Genomic DNA, 19407 nt, shown 5'->3' on the forward strand with positions numbered 1-19407 from the left:
CTTGATGAAAGATCATGCTTCATGAGCCGCACAGAACAGAACGGCACGGGACGCCGCCGGCCGCCGACGATCCACGACGTCGCACGGGAGGCCGGGGTCTCCCGGGGCACGGTCTCCCGGGTGCTCAACGGCGGTCACAACGTCAGCCCGGCCGCGCTCGACGCGGTTCAGACCGCCATCAGACGGACCGGTTACACCGTGAACCGGCATGCCCGGTCCCTGATCACCGGGCGCTCCGACTCGGTGGCGTTCCTGCTGACCGAGCCCCAGGAACGCTTCTTCGAGGACCCGAACTTCAATGTGCTGCTGCGCGGCTGCACCACCGCGCTCGCGGCGCACGACATCCCGCTGCTGCTGATGATCGCGGGTACGGAGGCGGAGCGGCGCCGCAACATGCGGTACATCGCCGGGCACGTGGACGGGGTGCTTCTGGTCTCCAACCACTCCGGCGACCCGGTGGCCGCCCAGTTGCACGAGGCCGGCGTACCGCTGGTGGCCTGCGGGAAGCCACTCGGGCAGGGGTCCAAGGTCAGCTATGTGGCGGCGGACGACCGCGACGGCGCCCGTGACATGGTCCGTTTCCTCCACGGGTCGGGGCGCCGCCGGATCGCCACGGTCACCGGACCGCTGGACACCCCGGGCGGTGTGGACCGGCTTGCGGGTTACCGCGAGACGCTCGCCGAGTGCGGGCTGCCGGCCGACGGGGCTCTGATCGTGCCGGGTGACTACAGCCGGGCGGGCGGGGAGGCGGCGGCCACACTGCTGCTGGAGCGGGCGCCCGACGTGGACGCGGTGTTCGTCGCCTCGGACCTGATGGCACAAGGGGTGCTGACCGCGCTGGAGCGGGCCGGCCGGCGGGTGCCGCAGGACATCGCGGTCGGCGGCTTCGACGACTCCCCCGCCGCGCTCGCGGCACGTCCCGCGCTGACGACGGTGCGTCAGCCGTGGGACCGGATCAGCGCGGAGATGGTGCGGGTACTGCTGGCGCAGATCGGTGGGGAGGACCCGGCCGCGGTAATCCTTCCGACAGAGCTGGTACGCCGGGACTCGGCGTGAGCGGGGCCGGACGCCCCGGACTCGGCGTGAGCGGGGCCGGGGTGTCAGCCGACCCCGCGGGCGAGCACCCTGGCCCGGCCAGGTCCCGGACAGGAAGGTGTCGGTGCGGGCGATCCAGGCCTTCCGCACGGCGGTCTCCTTCGATGTCCCCACTGGACACGGATGCGAACTCTCATCGACTGGAGGTTGGGGTTCAGGAAATCCAGCTTTCGCCTTATCACGCGGGCCCTCGGTTCACCGGCCCTGTCAACTGAGCCGGTCGAGCTGCAGCCCCTGCCGCCCGGAACGTGACCGGGCCGGGTGCGAGGCCGCCCCGGCCCGGTCCGGCTCAGCCGGACAGCACGTCCAGGGCGCGGTCGACGTCCGCGCCGGTGTTGTAGAGGTGGAAGGCCGCCCGCAGATTCCCGGCACGGGCCGAGACCATCACCCCGGCGGCCGCCAGGTCGGGCTCCCTGTCACCGAGGCCGGGGACGGCGACGGTCGAGGAGGTTCCGGGCACCGCCTCGTGCCCGAGGGACGCGAGCCCTTCCCTGAAGCGCGCGGCGAGCCCGGTGGCGTGGGCGTACACCGCGTCGACCCCGACCTCGGCCAGCAGACCGAGGGACTGCTCGGCCCCGTGGTAGGAGAAGAACGAGACGGCTTCGTCGAAGCGCCGGGCGTCGGCAGCGAGCTTCTCGACCGGGCCGTAGGTGCTGTTCCACGGGTCCTCGGCCGCGACCCAGCCCGCGTAGAGCGCCGGCAGGGTGCCCTGCGCCTCCTCGGTCACCGTCAGGAAGGACGTACCCCGGGGGCACATCAGGAACTTGTACCCGGCGGTGACGGTGTAGTCGTACGCACCGGCGTCCAGCGGCAGCCATCCGGCCGACTGGCTGGCGTCGAGCATCGTCCGCGCGCCGTGCGCGGCCGCCGCGGCACGGACCGCGTCCAGGTCGGCGACCCGGCCGTCCGAGGACTGCGCAGCCGAGAAGGCGACGACCGCGGTGCCGGGCCGGACCGCCTCGGCCAGCCCGGCCAGCGGGACGTAGCGCATCTTCAGGTCGCCACGTACCGCGAAGGGGCTGACGACAGAGCTGAACTCCCCCGTCGGCGCCAGGACTTCGGAGCCCGCCGGGAGCGAGGCCGCGACGATCCCCACATGCGCGGCGACCGAGCCGCCAAGGGCCACCCGCGCGGGCGCGACGCCGGCGATCCCGGCGAAGGCGGCACGGACCGACGCCACCGACGAGGAGCGGCCCACGCCGCCGCGGACGCCCGCGGAGCTGTCGTCGGCCAGCGCCTTGACGGCCTCGACGGCCCGACGGGGCAGCAGACCACAGGTGGAGGTGTTCAGGTAGGTGGTCCCGGGCGCGAATTCGGTGGCCCTGGCCTGGTCGATCGCAGAAGTCTCCATGCGGAACAGCCTGACGGGCGCTTACCTCCACGTCAACGACATAGACTTGAGCGCCCGCCAAAGAAATCCTTATACTCGCTGGTCGGACACCCCGGCTCCGGGCACCTCGCAGGCCCCGTCCGCGTCGCAGGCGGCGGCGTCCCCGCCGACCTGGGTCAGACCGGGCACCTGGCGGTCCTTCCACGCCTGCTCCAGCGCCTGGGCGAAGACCTCGGCGGGCTGCCCGCCGGAGATGCCGTACCGCCGGTCGAACACGAAGAACGGCACGGCGTTGGCGCCGAGTTCGGCGGCCTCGCGCTCATCGGCCCGTACGTCGTCCGCGTACGCCTCGGGGTCGGCCAGCACCGCACGGGCCTCGTCGCCGTCGAGCCCCGCCTCGACAGCGAGGTCGGCGAGCACCGCGCCGTCGAAGACCGAGCGCTCCTCCGCGAAGTTCGCCCGGTAGGCGAGGGTCAGCAGCTCGTCCTGGCGGCCGCGGGCCTTGGCGAGGTGCAGCAGCCGGTGGATGTCGAAGGTGTTGCCGGTGTCGCGGCCCTCGGTGCGGTAGCCGAGCCCTTCGGCCTGCGCGTTCGCCGCGACGTTGGCCTCCATGCCCCGGGCTTCCTCGGGGGTGCGCCCGTACTTCTGGGCCAGCATGTCGATCACCTGCTCGGTGTCGCCCTTGGCCCGGCCCGGGTCGAGCTCGAAGGACCGGTGCACCACCTCGACCTCGTCACGGTGGGCGAACCCGGCGAGCCCCTTCTCGAAGCGGGCCTTTCCGACATAGCACCACGGACAGGCGATGTCGCTCCATATCTCGACGCGCATGACTCTTCTTACTCTCCCACTCCGGTTCGCACGGGACGGAGGACCCTCCGTGCGTCATTCAACCTTCCGCTGCCGTTCGGGATTCCCGAGGCCGGCCTGGGCCACACACGCGTGTCCGTACCGGGCCGCTCGGGGACGGCAGCCCGTCGTGACGAGCATAAGGGGACGGGCACGCGCGGTGCGGACGAAGATCATCAGGAAGGTGAACGGCACACCGGAACGTCACCGGGGCCTCGACGCAGGCCTTACGCCGAGTACCGGTGCGCGGGCGGAGTTGTCCGCGCCGGCACGGGTCCTGTCGGGTACCACTCACCCGGGGCCCGTGCCACCGCCCCCCGTGCGGTGGGGACTTCGGGTGCCGAACGCTGTCGTATGATCCGTTGAAATGGCCGCTCCGCGAGGGTGCGGCCCGACAGCCACGCAGCTTGCAGCGCGGGTGGCCCGCTCTCCACGAAGGCACCCGGCCCGTCCGAGACCCGGGCGGTAGCGGTGCGTTCCGGCAGGGTACCCAGGAGGAATCCGCTCAGTGCAACCCCTCACCGACTCAGATCCGGCCCGGATCAGTCGCTACCGTCTCGCCGGCCGCCTCGGGGCGGGAGGCATGGGCTCCGTCTACCTCGGCAGCACACCCGGCGGCCGACCGGTCGCCATCAAGGTCATCAGTGACCAGTTCCAGTACGAGGAACAGGCACTGGAGCGGTTCCGCCGCGAGGTGGGCACCTTGCGCACCATGCGCAGCGCCTACAGCGCCTCGCTCATCGACTCCGGTCTGGACGCCCCGCCGTACTGGTTCGCCACCGAGTACGTGCCCGGCCGGACCCTGCACTCCGCCGTGCGTGCGTCCGGCGCGCTGCCCGCCCAGCTCTGCCGCGGTCTCATGGCCGCGCTGGCCGAGGGGCTGTCGGACATCCACGTCCACTGAATCCTGCACCGGGATGTCAAGCCGCAGAACATCATCCTCTCTCCGGTCGGCCCGCAGCTCATCGATTTCGGCATCGCCCGGGAAACCGGGCAGGCCGCTCTGACCCAGGTCGGCCACACTGCCGGGAGTCCGGGCTTCACATCCCCCGAGGCGCTGCAGGGAGAGGAAGTCGGCGTGGCCGCCGACGTCTTCGCGCTGGGTGCCACCCTGGCCTTCGCGGCCACCGGCCGCCCCCCGTACGGTGACGGGTCCTTCCCGGCGATCGCCTACCGCACCGTGCACGGCGACATGGGCGGGGTCGACGCCGGACTGGCCGAAATCATCACGGCCTGCACACAGCGGGACCCGGCCCGCAGGCCGGCGCCTGAGGAGATCGTGGAGATGTGCCAGTCGCACACCTCCCTGGCGAATGATCCGGCCTACCGACGGATCGCCGCCTCCGACCCGACGGACGGCCCGCCTGCTCTCCCCCCTGCCTCCACGGTCCTGGACGCCCCTTCGGATTCCCCGGGCGTCACACTCGCGGTGGCTCCGACACACCCGGCCACCGCTCGTTCGGCACCCACACCGCCGCCGGTGCCGACGGCAGTGCAGCCGACCGACATCGTGGTGGCATCCCCCCAGTCAGCGCCCCCCGTCGTGCCGCCCGGCGAGGCCGGCGGAAACCGTCGGCGGCGACGCGGGATCGCCGTGGCCGTGGCCGCTGTCGCGGTCGTGTGCGCGGTCGGCGCGGCCCTGCAGGTGTTTCAGCCCTGGCACGGCACGGAAGGGACCGACGGGACGAAGGCCGGGGCGAAGGCAGGAGCGACGCCGTCGGAGGCGGCGGCCGCCGCCCCGGACGACAACGCGGACGCGCCGGCTGACAACGTTGCGGAGGACGAGAAGGAAGAGGAACTGCCCGAGGAACGGGTGATCGACTCGCTGATGAGACTGCAGCCCGGTGAGGAGATCTCCGCGGCCAGGATCCGGCTGGTCTTCCAGCGCGACGGCGGTCTTGTCGCCTACGACGAGGCGAACCAGGCGCGCTGGGACACCTGGGCCAGCGGCCCCGGCACGCGGGCCGACTTCCAGCCCGACGGAAACTTCGTCCTCTACAACGCGGAGGAGCAGGCCGTGTGGGCGAGCCAGACCGATGGGCACGAGAACGCGGTGCTGAAACTCCAGAGCGACGGGAACATCACCGTCGTCGACGGCGATGTCGTGCTCTGGGCCGCGGGAACGAATCACTGACGCGAGGGACGCCTGGAGTCGCGGCACTCCTCGGAGTTCTCGCCTGCGAACCGGGGCACGTGGGACGGCCGCGCGCCCCGCGCCCGCGAACGCCGCCGAGAACTGACACGCGACGGCGTACGCGGGCGCACCGAGGACAGGCGGGTGCTGCTCGCTCATGACCTCCGAGCGGGGGCGCGGATCCGGGAGGGTCCGCGCGCCCCGCTGGTGGATGGCTCCGTCAGCCGCCGTCGCGGAGGTCGCCGGGGCCGGTGGGCCGGAAAGCGATCCGGTCGAACGTCACCGTGCAGCCGTCACCGGTGGGTGACTGGACGAGGAAGCCGATACGGGCCGCCGCCCGCTCCTCCTCCGTGCCGAGGGTGAACAGCCGGACGAAGGTCCACCGCTCACCGTCCGCCGAGGCGTGGAAGGCGAAGGCACCCCCGGTGCGGCTGAGCCGCAGCCAGTGGGTGTCGCCGTCCACGACGGCGGAGTTCACGTCGTCGGACTGCCCCCGGGTGACCACGGTGCAGACGGTCGGACGCTCCGGGGAGAGCTCCAGGCAGAGCTTCGCCCACTCCCGCTCGCCGACATGGAGGTAGAGCACGCCCGCGTCGAAGGCGCCGGCGAAACCGACCTTGACCCGGGCGATCAGCTGGAAGTCCCCCTCGGGCGCCGCGCCCAGCAGACGCGGGGCGTCGGAGGCGGGCTCCAGGGCGTCGCCGCCCGGCGGGACGAAACGGTCCTGCTTCGGGCCCGCCGAACCGGTCAGCGCGCCCTCCTCGTACACCCACCCGCCCTCGGGCCCGAAGGGCTCCAGGGGGAAGGGGAGCTCGTCGATCCGCAGCGCCGTCATGCCCGGCGCCCGTCGACCCGGCGCGGCAGGTTCTGCGGGTTGTCCTCGCGGAGCTCAGCCGGCAGCAGTGCCTCGGGCGTCGACTGGTAGCTGACGGGGCGCAGCCAGCGCTCGATCGCGGTGGCGCCGACCGAGGTGGAGGTGGAGGTGGTGGCCGGGTAGGGGCCGCCGTGGTGCTGGGCGGGGGCGACGGCGACGCCGGTCGGCCAGCCGTTGACCAGGACGCGTCCGGCCACCGGGGTGAGTTCGGCCAGCACGCCGGCGGCGCTGCCGTCGGCCTCCTCCGTGGCGATGTGGAGGGTGGCGGTGAGGTTCCCGGGCAGGCGGGACAGCACGGCGGTGATCTCGTCCGCGGAGTCGTAGCGGGCCACGACGGTGACCGGGCCGAAGCACTCCTCCAGGAGCGCGTCGTGCGGTCCTTCCTGGGCCAGGCGCCGGGCCGGCACGGTGAGGAACCCCGCGGAGACAGTGTGCTCACCGCCCGCGCCGGGGGTGACGGGGGCCTCGACGTCGGGGAGCGCGGCCCGTTCGGCCACTCCATGGACGAAGGCGTCACGCATCCGGTGGTCGAGCATGACCCCGGCGCCCGTGCCGCTGACCGTCTCGGTCAGCGACTTCAGCAGCTGGTCGCCCGCCTCGCCGGAAGGGGCGAACACGAAGCCGGGCTTGGTGCAGAACTGTCCGGCGCCCATGGTCATCGAGCCGCCGAGTCCGGCGCCGATCTGCTCGGCGCGCTCGGCCGCGGCCGCCTCGGTGACGACGACGGGGTTGAGGGAGCCGAGCTCGCCGTGGAAGGGGATCGGCGTGGGCCGGGCCGCCGCGGCGTCGAACAGTGCGCGGCCCCCGCGGATCGAACCGGTGAAACCGGCGGCGGAGACGAGCGGGTGCTTCACCAGCTCGACACCCGCCTCGAAGCCGTGGACCACGGTCAGGACGTCCTCGGGCAGACCGTGCTGCGCCGCGGCCCTGCGCAGGAGCGAGGCGCAGATCTCGGAGGTCGCCGGGTGGTCGGGGTGCGCCTTGACGACGACCGGGCAGCCCGCGGCCAGGGCGCTCGCGGTGTCGCCGCCGGGGACGGAGAAGGCGAGCGGGAAGTTGCTGGCGGCGTAGACGGCCACGACACCGAGCGGGATCTTGTAGCGGCGCAGGTCGGGCCAGGGCGGGGTCCGGCTGCCGTCCTCGTGGTCGATGTGGATGTCGAGGTAGGCGCCCTCGTCGACGACCTCCGCGAAGGCACGCAGCTGGGCTGCGGTGCGGGCGAGTTCGCCGGTCAGCCGGGCCGGGCCGAGCGCGGTCTCCGCGTCGGCGGCCTCGATGACGTGTTCCTGGGCCTCGGCGAGCAGGTCGGCCGCGGTACGGAGGAACGCGGCGCGGACGGTGCGGTCGGCCAGCGCTCCGCGCACGGAGTTCGCCGCCCGGACCGCGCGGTCGACCTCCTCCGCTGTAGCCTCCACCGCAACCTGCTCACGCGGGTTCCCGGTTCGGGGGTCGACGCTCCAGACTGGTGCTGCTGCCACCGTGTTTCCTTTCCGGTCCACTGCCACACAGGAGAAGTTGTTCGGTATTCTGAACAGAGTTCCTGATCGTGAATACACGGGAACTCTATTTCCGGGCGCTCGGTGTTGGCAAGAAGTCGCAGGGTCGTACAAGAAGGCTGGAAGGGGCATCAGGCATGTCGGTTGGCGAGTCCGGTGGGGCGCAGGTCAAGTCCGCTGTACGGACGGTGGAACTCCTCGAATACTTCGCGGGGCGGCCCGGTATGCACTCGCTGGCCGCCGTGCAGGAAGCCGTCGGCTACCCCAAGTCCAGCCTCTACATGCTGCTGCGCACGCTGGTGGAGCTCGGCTGGGTGGAGACCGACGCCACGGGCACGCGGTACGGCATCGGTGTGCGCGCCCTGCTCGTCGGCACCTCGTACATCGACGGCGACGAGGTGGTCGCCGCCGCCCGGCCGACCCTGGACCGGCTTTCCGACGACACCACGGAGACCATCCACCTGGCCAGGCTGGACGGGACGAACATGGTCTACCTCGCCACCCGGCAGTCCCAGCACTACCTGCGCCCCTTCACCCGCGTCGGCCGCAGGCTGCCCGCGCACTCCACCTCGCTCGGCAAGGCGCTGCTGGCGACCCACAGCGACGAGCAGGTCCGCAAGATGCTGCCCGAGACGCTCCCGGCCCTGACGGAGCACACGCTCACCGACCGCGAGAAACTGATCGAGGAACTGCACGTCATCCGCGAGCAGGGGTACGCCGTGGACCGCGAGGAGAACACGCTGGGGCTGCGCTGCTTCGGCGTCGCGATCCCGTACCGCACTCCGGCGCGCGACGCGATCAGCTGCTCGGTCCCGGTCGCCCGGCTCACACCGGCGCACGAGCAGATGGTCAAGGACGCCCTGTTCGACGCCCGCGACCGGCTCACCCTTGCGACCCGCAGGCTCTGAGCACCGGAGGTCCTCACCCTGGAGGCCGGGGCACGGCAGGGACACCTCTCGCACCGCCGCCCGCCCACCTTCGAAGAGCCCACCCTCGAATACGGTGAGAAGGAACACGGACGGGAACGCCCCCGGTGTCCCCGTTCGTCCTCCAGCGGGATGAACAAGACGATCAGGCGCGCCTCGGTCTTCTGCCTGCTGACGGTCCTCGCCCTGCTGGTGCGGGTGACCTGGGTGCAGGCGTACGAGGGCAAGGCGCTCGCAGACGACGAACACAACCGGCGGAACACCATCGCGCAGTACGCGCAGCCGCTCGGGGACATCATCGTGGCCGGCTCCCCGGTCACCGGTTCGAAGGAGACGGACGACGACGACCTCCGCTACAAACGCACCTACCCCCGGGGCGAGCTGTACGCGGCGGTCACCGGCTACAGCTCGCAGGCCTACGGCGCAACCCAGCTCGAAGGCATCTACAGCGATGTCCTCGACGGCACCGACGACCGCCTGAAGAGCCCCACCGATCTTCTCACCGGCGAGCAGGCGGCCCCCGGCGACGTCCTGACGACCATCGACCCGGACGTGCAGAAGGCCGCCTTCCAGGCGCTCGGGGACGACCAGGGTGCCGCGGTCGCCATGGATCCGGAGACCGGGCGGATCCTGGGGATGGTGTCCTCGCCCTCGTACGACCCGTCCGGCATCAGCGGGACGTCGGACGGCGACGCCTGGCAGAAGCTGCTCGACGACGGGAAGAAGCCACTGGTCAACCGGGCGCTGAGGCAGCCGCTGCCGCCCGGCTCGACGTTCAAGCTGGTGGTGGCCTCGGCCGCGCTGGAGAACGGCCTGTACGGATCGGTGGACGAACCCACGGACAGCCCGGATCCGTACACCCTGCCGAACACGAGCACGGTCCTGTCGAACGAGAACCCCTCGGCCCCCTGCGAGAACGCCACGCTGCGCACCGCGCTGCAGTACTCCTGCAACAACGTCTTCGCGAAGGTGGCGGCCGATCTCGGACAGGCCAGGCTGAAGGCGATGGCGGACGCCTTCGGCTTCGACACGGAGAAGCTCGACGTACCGGTGCGGGCCTCGGAGAGTGTGTATCCGACCGGTATGGACGAGGCCCAGACCGCCCTGACCGGAATCGGCCAGTTCGAGGTGACCGCGACCCCGATGCAGATGGCCATGGTCTCGGCGGCCCTGGCCAACGGCGGCGAGCTCGCCTCACCGCACATGGTCGCGAAGGTGACCGACTCCGACGGCTCGACGCTCCAGCAGTACCCGGACGGAGACACCGAGCGGGTGGTGAAGGAGTCGACGGCCGAGCAGTTGCGCAGCGCGATGGTGACCGTCGTGGACAAGGGGACCGGCAGCAACGCGCGGATCGACGGCGCCGAGGTGGGCGGCAAGACGGGAACCGCGCAGAACGGCGTGGACAACAGCAACACCCCGTACGCCTGGTTCACCTCGTACGCGAAGGACGACTCGACGGGCAAGCAGGTCGCGGTCGCGGTGGTCGTCGAGGACTCCGGGGCGGCCCGCTCCGAGGTCAGCGGCAACGGCCTGGCCGCGCCGATCGCGCAGAAGATGATGAAGGCGGCCCTGGGACGCTGACGGAGCGGGGGCAACCGCCCGTACGGCGCGCTGCGCGCCCGGTGGCTCGCCGAGGCCGGTTCCGCGCGAACGGAACGGTTGCTCCGGCACCAGGGGTTCACGTTTTCGCCGCGTTACGCCTTACTGGGAAAGGCACACGCGTCGAAGCGCTTCCGGGGTGCGCGTTGGTACGCTCTCGCCCCGCGAACGGAGTTGGGAACGTACACAACCCGTTCGAGCGCGCAGGGATCCCGTGCAGAGAAGAGGTACCCGTGGGCACAGTCGTGGATGATGCTGCTGCCGCCGAGTTCCGTGCGTTCTTCGAGGCGCACTATGCCGAACTCGCCCGGCTCGCCCATCTGCTGACGGGCGAGGCCGATGCGGCGGACGACCTGGCCGCCGACGCGCTCATGGCGCTCTGGCACCGCTGGGACCGTGTCAGGGGCGCCGACCACCCGGCGGCGTACGCGAGGGGCGTCGTAGCCAACCTCGCCCGTACGCGTATCCGCAGCGCGGTGCGTGAGCGCAGGAGGATCGCGCTGTTCTGGGCGCCCCGCGGGACCGGGGACGGCTACGCGGTGGACGGCCCCGACGTCTCGGCCGTGGTGGACGTCCAAGGCGCCCTGCGCCGGCTGCCGTTCCGCAAGCGCGCGTGTGTGGTGCTGCGCCACGCCTTCGACCTGTCCGAACGGGACACCGCTCTGGTCCTCGGGGTCTCGGTGGGTACGGTGAAGAGCCAGACCTCGCGCGGTGTGGCGGAACTGCAGCGGCTGCTCGGTCCCGAGACCCCGGCGGCCCAGGTACAGGTGGCGGCCGCCGGGCGGCCCACCGCGGAGAGGCAGTGATGGACGAGGACCTGCGGGAGCGGCTGCGCACGGCTGCCGCTTCGCACCGCCCCGACCGGGAGCGGATGCTGGCCCGGATCGAGCGCGGCATGACCCGGGAACCGCCCGCCCGGGGCGCGCGCGCCCCCGGCACGCCGATGCCGTGGCTGCGGATCGCCGGGGCGACGGCGGCGGTGTGCGGGGTGCTCACGGCCGGCGCCTTCGCGGTCACGTCCACGGACCGGGTGGGGCCGAAGGACGGGCAGCGGGTGGCGGCGGGGCCCGCGTCGCCCGCCCCGGCGTCGCCGCCCCCGGGCCGCGGCGTCGCACTGCCCGCCGCCAAGGGTCCGCTGCGGTCGGACGGTTCGGTGAATCCGAACAGCAACGGCTACTGGGCGCAGAGCGAGGTGACGATCAGAACCACCCGGCCGCTGTCCGGGCTCACCGTCGAGCTCAGGGTCGCGCTGACCGGCGGGGTGAACTCCACCGGTTCCTGGCGTTCCCTGCCCGAGCGGGACTTCACGGCGTCCGCACGCGAGGAGGACGGTTTCCTGGTCTACCGCTGGAACCTGAAACCGGGACGGAGCGTGCCGGCCGGTACGCACACCTTCGCGGGGCAGTACAACCACGCGGAGGGCGACCGGGGCACGGAGCGGGACGACTACACGGCACATGGGCAGACCCCGGGCGAACAGACCTCGGTGGGCGGCGGCTTCGCGAGGACGCGCTGATCGCACGGCGGCGCGGCTCGCGGACGGCGGCGTGGCGGGGCGGCCCCGCCGGGGGCCGGATGGGTCCGCGGCGAAAAACAGGTGAGGAACACGGCAACCCTTTCCCGGGCGGTGGCGACCCAAGAGCGCGAAACACTCCCCCACCCCCTAAGGAACGGACCGAAGAACATGAGCGAACGAGCGCACACGCACCGGCGCAGGCCCGGCAGGCGCCGTATGGCTGCCGCCCTCACCGCGGCCCTGGGTCTCACCGGTGCCGCTCTGGCGACCAATGTGATGCTGCAGCCCGCGGGCGCGGCGACGGCCGCCGTACCCGCCTGGCCCAGTGCGACCGGCACCCAGGCCGTCTCGAAGACCATCGCGGTCTCGGGGACGTACGACGGTTCGCTGAAGCGCTTCCACGGAAGCGGCGACCTCGGCGGGGGCGGCCAGGACGAGGGCCAGGACCCGATCTTCAAGCTGGCCGACGGAGCGACGCTCAAGAACGTCATCCTGGGCTCGCCGGCTGCCGACGGCGTGCACTGTTCCGGCAGCTGCACCATCCAGAACGTCTGGTGGGAGGATGTCGGCGAGGACGCCGCGTCCTTCAAGGGCACGTCGAGCGGCTCCGTCTACACGGTGTACGGCGGCGGCGCGAAGAAGGCCTCCGACAAGGTCTTCCAGTTCAACGGCGCGGGCAAGCTGGTCGTCACGAAGTTCCAGGTCGCGGACTTCGGCAAGCTCGTCCGCTCCTGCGGCAACTGCTCCAAGCAGTACAAGCGCGAGATCATCGTGAACGACGTCGACATCACGGCGCCGGGCAAGTCCCTGGTCGGCATCAACACCAACTACGGGGACACCGCGGCGCTGCGTTCGGTGCGGATCCACGGTGACAGCAGCAAGAAGATCAAGCCGTGCGTCCGCTACACCGGCAACAACACCGGTGCCGAGCCCAAGGAGACGGGCAGCGGCCCGGACGGCACGTACTGCCGCTACACCGCGTCGGACCTCAGCTACGACTAGGAGGTAGCGGTGCGGGGGCGCGGACACCGTGGTGTCCGCGCCCCCGCGTGATGTGTATCCGCGTTGCCGGCCGTGCTGTTGCGATGGCCGAGGAGCCCGCGGGGGGTGCGTGCCCCTCGCGTAGGACGTGGGAAGCGGCCGGCCGCCTCGGGGCCCTGTCGGATCTCAGGCGAGCCAGGTGTCCAGCCAGCTGAACACCTCGTCCTGCATCACGGACGTGAAGGCATGGCCGACGTCCGGCCAGACGGTGGTGTCGAGCCGGTCGCCCGCTCCCTGCGACTCCCAGACCGCGCGCAGTTTCGCGTACGCCGCCGTCACACCGGCCGCGGTGAAGAGGTGGTCGCGGCCACCGGCGTGGAAGAGCGCGGGCTTGGGGGCGGCGAGTGACGCCAGGTCCGGGATGTCGAGCCGGCGGTGCAGCCCCGGGTGGAGCGTGAAGTACGCGGACTGGCCGCGCAAGGTGTTGTCGCCCGGCACCACCATCTGCTTGAGCCCGGTCATCCAGCAGACGGCAGCCGCGGCCCGGACCCCGTCGGACAGGGCGGAGAGCTGCCACGCCCGGTAGGCGCCCATGGAGAAACCCAGTGCGCCGACGCGCAGTTCGTCCACCTCGGGCAGAGAGGCGAGGAAGGCCGCGGCGCGGATGTCCTCGTGGGCGGCGAGACCGGCGGGCGAGGTGCCGAGCTGGAGGAGGTTGGCGGCCAGGGCCTGCTGGTCCTCGTAGGCGAGCGGGCCGCGGTCACCCCAGCCGAGGGTGTCCACGGCGAGCACGGCGTAGCCGCGGGCGGCCAGTTCGTCCCCGATGAACCGGCCGTCGTAGTGCCGGTCCGCCCATGCGGTCGCGCGTGCGAGGCGGTCCGGATCCGACCGGGGCCGTACGGTCTTCTCCCGGCCGATCGTGAACTCGGCCCCGTGGTCGTGCAGGACCAGCACCGCGGGGAAGGGCCCCGCCCCGCGGGGCACCAGCAGCGAGCCGCGCGCCCGCCCGTAGCGGCTGAGGGCGAACTCCACGGTGCGCGCGGTGTACGGACCGGCGGGGGACTCGTCGACGGTCACCGGGTCGAACGGCTCGGGGCCGGGCGTCACCGGCTGCATCAGCGACTCCCCGGCCACGGCGCGCGCCTCGGCGCGCCATGCCGGGAAGTCTCGGGTCGGGGACCTCTCCCAGGAGAGCGGGAAGGTGAGTTCGTCCCTGAGCCGCTCGTAGAAGGCGGGGAGTACCCGATGGGTGATGCCCAGGTTCACGCGTAGGGACGCCAGTCGCCCAGCCAGCCGGCCGGGGTGTGCGCGCGGGCCTCCGACGCGGACAGCTGCGGACGGTTGCCGGGGACGGTGACGCGCGCGCCGGGGCCGGTGTTGCGGTGTTCGGCGAAGCGCTGGTCCTGCCAGGGGAAACCCGCGGACATCGTGCCGTACGGAGCGACCGCGTCGATGCCCGCGCCGAGGTGGCTGTCGCGGACCGTCAGCATGGGACGAGCGGTGAGGTCCGAGGAGGGCACCCAGGGGCGGGCCAGCTTGTAGTACGCGTCGGGGGCGGTGCTGGTGACCCGGGAGCGCAGCACCAGGTAGCCGCGCGGGTTGGCTCCGGCGGTGCTGGGCGCGAAGACGAAGCCGTACGGGGCGGAGGCGAGGTCGGTGCGGGTCAGCGCGCGGAAGTGGCAGCGGTCGTAGACGGCGGTGGCGCGGCCGAAGACGAAGTCGACGTCTCCCTCGACGTAGCAGTCGCGGTAGTACTGGCGGGCGAAGGCGGTGAGGGCGGGGGAGTCGGCGTACAGGGTGTCCTGGTGGCCGAGGAAGCGGCAGCCGAAGAAGGCCGAGCGGTCGCCCTGCACCTTGATCGCGACGGCCTGGGTGCCGGTGTACTCCGGGTTGTCGGAGCGCAGCCAGTCGTTGGCGAAGGTCACGTCGCGGGCGGTGAAGCCCGCGGCCTGGACGGTGACGGTGGCCGATCCGCTGGTGCCGTGGGTGCCGGAGCCGTCGGGCCTGGGCGTACCGGCCGCGTTGTCGTGGACGACGACGGTGTCGCGGGGGTCGCCGCTCGCGCCGATCAGCGTGAGACCGGTCCGGTCCGCGGTGACGAGGACCGTGCCGCGGTAGGTGCCGGGCGCGAGCACCAGGGTGTGGCCTGTGCCGGACGCGGCCTCGACGGCGGACCGTACGTCGGTGTGGTCGCCCCTGCCGTGCGGGTCGACGTACAGCGTCCGGGCGTCGAGCCGCCGGGACGGTGAACCGTAACGGCCGAAGGGGCGGGAGTGGGCGGGCCGGGCGTGTGCGGCGGGTGCACCGAGGGCCAGGGCTGCGCCCGCCCCCGCGAACAGGGTCAGCGCACTGCGTCTGCTGGGCATGGCGGTACTCCTTGCAAGGAGGGGCGGGCCGGAGCGGCGCCTTCCGGGGTGGTGGAAGGGTGCGGTGCCGCTCCGGCCGGTCTCGGGGTGGGGGTCAGCGGAGGGACGGCTTGCCGGCGCCCGCGCCCAGGCCCACCAGCAGCGGGACGACGAGCGGGTGGTTGACCGCGGTGCGCAGCGCCGGGGTCCAGCCGGCGCCCTCGGTGAGCTGCTCGGCGGGCACGCCCGCGTTGTGCACGGCGATCAGGTCGGTCTTCCGCCCGTTGACGTAGTTGTTCTCCGCCGTGAGGGAGGACTCGGACCACTTCTTGAGGATCTTCGCCTTGTCGAGGCCCTTGGGCACGGTGAACGCGTTGTGCTCCGCGACGAGGGCGGACTCGGCGCCGATGCCGTACGTGTAGCCGTAGGCCGCGCCCGCGGTGGCGACGAAGTGGTTGTTGTACGAGTCGACCTGACCGAAGCGGACGCGGGGCGCGCGCTCCTTCACGTCCTTGAACAGGTTGTGGTGCAGCGTCACGCGGAGCTTGCCCCGGTCGCTCGCCCCGGCGCCGTCGCTGTTGCCGATGAGCATGGTCTTGTCGTGGTCCTTGAGGACGTTCCACGAGACGGTGACGAGGTCTGCGCCGCGCACGATGTCGAAGAGGCCGTCGTGCTGCTGGTAGATCTGGCCGAAGTAGGAGGGCTGCCCGGCGTCGGGCCGGTCGCCGTCGCTGAACGTGTTGTGGTCGACCCAGACGTGCCTGGAGCCGTACACGACGAGGTTGTCGTACTCGGAGTTCCAGGCGCCCTGGTCACCGTCGGTGGGGTCCCACTGGGGAAAGCAGTCGTAGGTGTCCTCGAACGCGATGTTGCGGACGATGACGTTCGAGACGTTCTTCACCTGGAGGCTGGCGCCGATGATCGTGGCGTCCCTGCCGACGCCGACGAGCGTGGTGTTGGAGGGGACGTTGACGTTGACCGCCGCCGCCTGCAGCTTCGCGGACGCGGCCCGTGCGTCCTCCAGCGGGCCCGCCGGGACCTCGTCCGTGCCCCAGACGGCCGGGTCGTAGGCGGCGAGGTACTTCTCCAGGGTGTAGCCGTCCTGCTGGTAGGCCTCGCAGCCGATCGGGGTGCCTGCGGCGTCGGAGTTGCCGTGGACGGTACCGGCGATCCTGACGATCTTGGGCGCGTCACCCGCGTCCTCGAAGGCGGCGATGAGCTCGGCCCGGTCGGTGACGGTGTAGACGTGCTCGGGGCCGGCCGCGGCGCCGCCGGTCGTGGCGCCGCCGGCGGAGGCCCAGCCGTCACCGGCCGGGAGCACGGAACGCTCGATGCCCTTGCCGTGGTGGGTGGCGGCCTGGGCGGGGAGGCTCACGGCGAGGGCCAGTGAGGCGCAGCCCGTCACGACGGCGATGGCGCGGACATGTCTCATGCGTGCGGGCATGGCGGATCCCTAACTGTCGTACGCGGAAGATGCTCGGGTGAGCGGGGGAAGGCGGCGCGGCAACGGCGGGAGGTGCGGAGGCGATCAGGCCTGCGGCCAGGTGATCCACGCTCCGGGCACCGGCTCGTCGAGGCGGCGCAGGTCGCGCGGGGCGAGTACGCGCCCGTCCAGCAGGGCGCGGGCGGTCGTCCGGGCCACGTCGACGGCGCCGTCGGGCCGGAAGTGGGTGTTGTCCTGCTTGCCGTCGGGGTAGTTCGGCGACTCGCCGGGCTCGAGCCAGTTGAAGTACGCCAGGGTCCCGTCGGGGCCGAGCTGCTGCCAGCGGGCCAGGGAGAGCGCCTGCACGTCGAGCAGGGTGACGCCCTCCTCGGACGCCAGGGCGCGCATGGCGGCCGGGTAGTCGCCGTGGGTGGGCTTCGCGGTGCCGTCCTCGGCGAAGCGGCGGCGCTCGACCGGGGTGATCAGGACGGGCTCCGCGCGCCGGGCGCGGGCGCCCTGGACGTACTGGCGCAGGTAGTCCTGGTAGGTGGTGTACGGGTCGGTGCCGCGGGCGGGGTCCTCGGTCTTCTCGTCGTTGTGCCCGAACTGGATGAGGACGAGATCGCCGGGGCGGACGCCGTCCAGGAGGGCGGTGAGGCGGCCCTCGTCGATGAAGCTCTTGGAACTCCGTCCGTTCACCGCATGGTTGGCGACGGTGAGCGCACGGCTCAGGAAGAAGGGGAGGGCCATGCCCCAGCCGGTCTCGGGCGCGGCACCGGCGTACTTCCGGGCCGCCGTGGAGTCGCCCGCGATGTGGAGTGTCCGGGGCCGGGGCCTGCCCCCGCCACCGCCGCCGTGTGCGACCGCGGGGGTGGCGCTGAGGGCGAGGGGCAGCGCGAGGAGCGCGGCTGCCGTCCGTCTGCGGGTGAGTGACACAGGATGACTGCCTCTCTCGGTGACACACGTGAGGTGGTGCGTGGGGAGGGGGGCCGGCGGCGGGGTGCGACCCGGACCGCCGCCGGTCCCCCGGTCATCGGGGTGGCCGCGCCGTGGTGGTACGACCGGGTCAGCCGTTGCCCAGTTCGGTCCATTCCTTCTGGGCGGCGTTCAGCTCATCGGCCATCTTGTCCAGGAAGTCCTTGGACGTGACCTTGCCGAGGAGCAGCTTCTGGAACTCCGGCTCGTTGTCGGCCTTGCTGATGTTGTTCCAGTCGGGCAGGTAGTACGGCAGGTCGACGATCTTGGTGGAACCGTCGGTGAGGGCCTTCGCGGCGAGCGCGGTCGGCTCGGTCTCGTTGATCCACGGGTCCTTGGCGGCCTCGGTGTTGGCCGGGATGGCTCCCGCGGACTCGTTCCACTTGCTGTTCGACTCGTGGGACGCGGCGAACTCGATGAACTTCCAGGCCGCGTTCTTGTTCTTGCTGGACCGGAACAGGCCGAGGCCGTCGACGGGGTTGGAGACCTGGACGCGTGTACCGCCCTCACCGATCGGGGCGGGTATCCCGGCGAACTTGTCCTCGCCCAGGGCCTTCAGGTGGTCCTGGTAGGAGCCCAGGTTGTGGCTGAGCATCCCGATGGTGCCGGTGTCCCACTGGGCGACCATCTTGGTGAAGTCGTTGTTGACGTCGGCGGCCGGCGTCGTCTTCTTGAAGAGGGCGGCGTACTTCTCCAGCGCCGCGACGTTCTTCGGGTCGTTCAGGGTGGTCTTCTCGCCGTCCCAGAACTCCGTGATGCCGGTCTGGCCGTAGATCGCGTCCAGGGCCTGCGCGATGGAGCCGGCGCCGCCGCGGATGGTGTAGCCGAACTTGTTGTTCTTCGCGTCGGTCAGCTCGTCGGCGGCCTCGTAGAACTTGGGCCAGGTGGTCGGCGCGTCCAGGCCGGCCTGCTCGAACAGGTCGGTGCGGTACCACAGCGCACCGTTGTTCGCGGAGGTCGGCACGGTGTACATGTCCTCGCCCCGGCCGGCCGCGGCTCTGACGCTCTCGACCATGTTGTCGACGAGCTTGCCCTTCAGCGGCGACTTGTCCAGCCGGTCGCTGATCGGCTCCAGGGCTTCCTGGGACACCATGCCGGCCAGGTACGCGGTGCCGACGCCGCCCACGTCGGGCAGCCCGCCGCCCGCGATGGCCGTGTCGTACTTGGACTGGACGTCGGCGATCGGGATCGGGACGTACTTGACCTCGATGTCAGGGTTCTCCTTCTCGAAGTCCTTGATGATCTCGGTCCAGATGGCGGTGCGTGGACCGCCGTTGTTGTCCCAGAAGGTGATCTCGCCCTTTCCGCTGCCCTCCGTGCCCGAGCTGCTGCCGTCGTCACCACAGGCGGTGGCGCCGAGGGCCAGGACCGCCGTGAGGGACACCGCGGTCGCGGCACGCCCCCGGAGCGTCTTCGAGATGTTCATGTCGGCTCTTCTCTCTCGGATCTGTACGCGTACGTGGGGGGAGGTCAGTGGTGTGTGCGGTGCGGCGCGGCGGTGTACTGGCTGTCCTCGCGGATGGTCTTGTCGGACGTGACGTCGATGTCCGCGCCGAAGGGTTCGACGGCGACGGAACCCGCCACCCGGATGACGTGGGGCCGCTGCGCACCGGCGTACCTCTCCGGGCCCGCCCGGTCGGTGACGGTGACCACCTCGCCGCCGCGGCCCCCGGTGGTGCCGCGCGCCGGCGAGGCGAATCCGTGGGGCGTGCCGGGTGGTCCGCCGCCGTGGTGCGCGACGGGCTGTGTCCTCGCGGCCGCCGACGCCTCGCCCGATGCGGCGGGCATGACAAGGGCGACGGCCGTGAACGGTGTTCTCGCTCTGGTGCGCTCGGTACGGAGGTGCGTCATTGCGGCTCTCCCA

At 71.8% G+C, this 19407-nt stretch carries 16 protein-coding genes and 1 pseudogene; 7 read left to right on the forward strand and 10 right to left on the reverse strand.

The window, feature by feature from the left end; all coding sequences use genetic code 11:
- Nucleotides 1-21 precede the first annotated feature (21 nt).
- Nucleotides 22-1056 carry a LacI family DNA-binding transcriptional regulator gene (locus JOC24_RS08070; protein ID WP_205019442.1) on the forward strand — a complete coding sequence of 345 codons (1035 nt, stop codon included), beginning with the start codon at nucleotides 22-24 and terminating at the stop codon, nucleotides 1054-1056.
- Between the two features lie 328 nt (nucleotides 1057-1384).
- On the opposite strand, the gene JOC24_RS08075 is transcribed toward JOC24_RS08070, so the two are convergent.
- Nucleotides 1385-2446 carry an aminotransferase class V-fold PLP-dependent enzyme gene (locus JOC24_RS08075; protein WP_205019443.1) on the reverse strand — a complete coding sequence of 354 codons (1062 nt, stop codon included), beginning with the start codon at nucleotides 2444-2446 and terminating at the stop codon, nucleotides 1385-1387.
- A gap of 69 nt (nucleotides 2447-2515) precedes the next feature.
- Nucleotides 2516-3253: a DsbA family oxidoreductase gene (locus JOC24_RS08080; protein WP_205019444.1), complete on the reverse strand. Its 738-nt coding sequence runs from the start codon at nucleotides 3251-3253 to the stop codon at nucleotides 2516-2518.
- Between the two features lie 526 nt (nucleotides 3254-3779).
- Between JOC24_RS08080 and JOC24_RS08085 the strand changes: the two are divergent.
- Nucleotides 3780-5405 (forward strand): annotated as a pseudogene (locus JOC24_RS08085) (protein kinase).
- 220 nt (nucleotides 5406-5625) lie between these two features.
- Here JOC24_RS08085 and JOC24_RS08090 read toward each other — a convergent pair.
- The gene (locus JOC24_RS08090; RefSeq protein WP_205019445.1) at nucleotides 5626-6240 is read right to left on the reverse strand and encodes a DUF1349 domain-containing protein; all 615 of its coding nucleotides are present in this window, start codon (nucleotides 6238-6240) and stop codon (nucleotides 5626-5628) included.
- On the reverse strand, nucleotides 6237-7757 hold the full coding sequence (locus JOC24_RS08095; RefSeq protein ID WP_205019446.1) for an aldehyde dehydrogenase (NADP(+)): 1521 nt from the start codon (nucleotides 7755-7757) through the stop codon (nucleotides 6237-6239). Before JOC24_RS08095 ends, JOC24_RS08090 begins: the two co-directional genes overlap by 4 nt.
- A gap of 155 nt (nucleotides 7758-7912) precedes the next feature.
- Here JOC24_RS08095 and JOC24_RS08100 point away from each other — a divergent pair, with 155 nt between their 5' ends.
- The 5 genes from JOC24_RS08100 (at nucleotide 7913) to JOC24_RS08120 (ending at nucleotide 12821) form a co-directional block, all read left to right on the forward strand.
- On the forward strand, nucleotides 7913-8683 hold the full coding sequence (locus JOC24_RS08100) for an IclR family transcriptional regulator (protein ID WP_205019447.1): 771 nt from the start codon (nucleotides 7913-7915) through the stop codon (nucleotides 8681-8683).
- Nucleotides 8684-8833: 150 nt separating this feature from the next.
- Nucleotides 8834-10285 (forward strand): peptidoglycan D,D-transpeptidase FtsI family protein, encoded by a 1452-nt coding sequence (locus JOC24_RS08105; protein ID WP_205019448.1) that lies wholly within the window; start codon nucleotides 8834-8836, stop codon nucleotides 10283-10285.
- Between the two features lie 251 nt (nucleotides 10286-10536).
- Complete coding sequence (locus tag JOC24_RS08110) at nucleotides 10537-11109, forward strand: SigE family RNA polymerase sigma factor (protein WP_205019449.1); 573 nt, start codon at nucleotides 10537-10539, stop codon at nucleotides 11107-11109.
- Nucleotides 11109-11819, forward strand: a complete 711-nt coding sequence (locus tag JOC24_RS08115; RefSeq protein ID WP_205019450.1) for a hypothetical protein — start codon at nucleotides 11109-11111, stop codon at nucleotides 11817-11819. The genes JOC24_RS08110 and JOC24_RS08115 overlap by 1 nt, the downstream gene beginning before the upstream one ends.
- A gap of 168 nt (nucleotides 11820-11987) precedes the next feature.
- Complete coding sequence (locus JOC24_RS08120) at nucleotides 11988-12821, forward strand: pectate lyase (protein WP_205019451.1); 834 nt, start codon at nucleotides 11988-11990, stop codon at nucleotides 12819-12821.
- Nucleotides 12822-12986: 165 nt separating this feature from the next.
- On the opposite strand, the gene JOC24_RS08125 is transcribed toward JOC24_RS08120, so the two are convergent.
- The 6 genes from JOC24_RS08125 to JOC24_RS08150 all read right to left on the reverse strand — a co-directional run bounded on the left by JOC24_RS08125 (nucleotide 12987) and on the right by JOC24_RS08150 (nucleotide 19394).
- A complete protein-coding gene (locus JOC24_RS08125; RefSeq protein ID WP_205019452.1) occupies nucleotides 12987-14066 on the reverse strand; it encodes a dienelactone hydrolase family protein in 1080 nt (359 codons plus the stop codon).
- On the reverse strand, nucleotides 14063-15166 hold the full coding sequence (locus tag JOC24_RS08130) for a pectinesterase family protein (protein WP_205019453.1): 1104 nt from the start codon (nucleotides 15164-15166) through the stop codon (nucleotides 14063-14065). Before JOC24_RS08130 ends, JOC24_RS08125 begins: the two co-directional genes overlap by 4 nt.
- Nucleotides 15167-15260: 94 nt before the next feature.
- On the reverse strand, nucleotides 15261-16589 hold the full coding sequence (locus JOC24_RS08135) for a pectate lyase family protein (protein WP_205019454.1): 1329 nt from the start codon (nucleotides 16587-16589) through the stop codon (nucleotides 15261-15263).
- Nucleotides 16590-16673: 84 nt separating this feature from the next.
- Complete coding sequence (locus JOC24_RS08140; protein ID WP_205019455.1) at nucleotides 16674-17504, reverse strand: rhamnogalacturonan acetylesterase; 831 nt, start codon at nucleotides 17502-17504, stop codon at nucleotides 16674-16676.
- A 130-nt stretch (nucleotides 17505-17634) separates the two neighbouring features.
- Entirely contained in the window at nucleotides 17635-18969 is a 1335-nt protein-coding gene (locus JOC24_RS08145) for an ABC transporter substrate-binding protein (protein ID WP_205019456.1), read from the reverse strand.
- 44 nt (nucleotides 18970-19013) lie between these two features.
- Nucleotides 19014-19394, reverse strand: a complete 381-nt coding sequence (locus JOC24_RS08150; protein WP_205019457.1) for a hypothetical protein — start codon at nucleotides 19392-19394, stop codon at nucleotides 19014-19016.
- Between the last annotated feature and the right edge of the window lie 13 nt (nucleotides 19395-19407).

The organism is Streptomyces sp. HB132 (assembly GCF_016909575.1).
Lineage (GTDB): Bacteria > Actinomycetota > Actinomycetes > Streptomycetales > Streptomycetaceae > Streptomyces.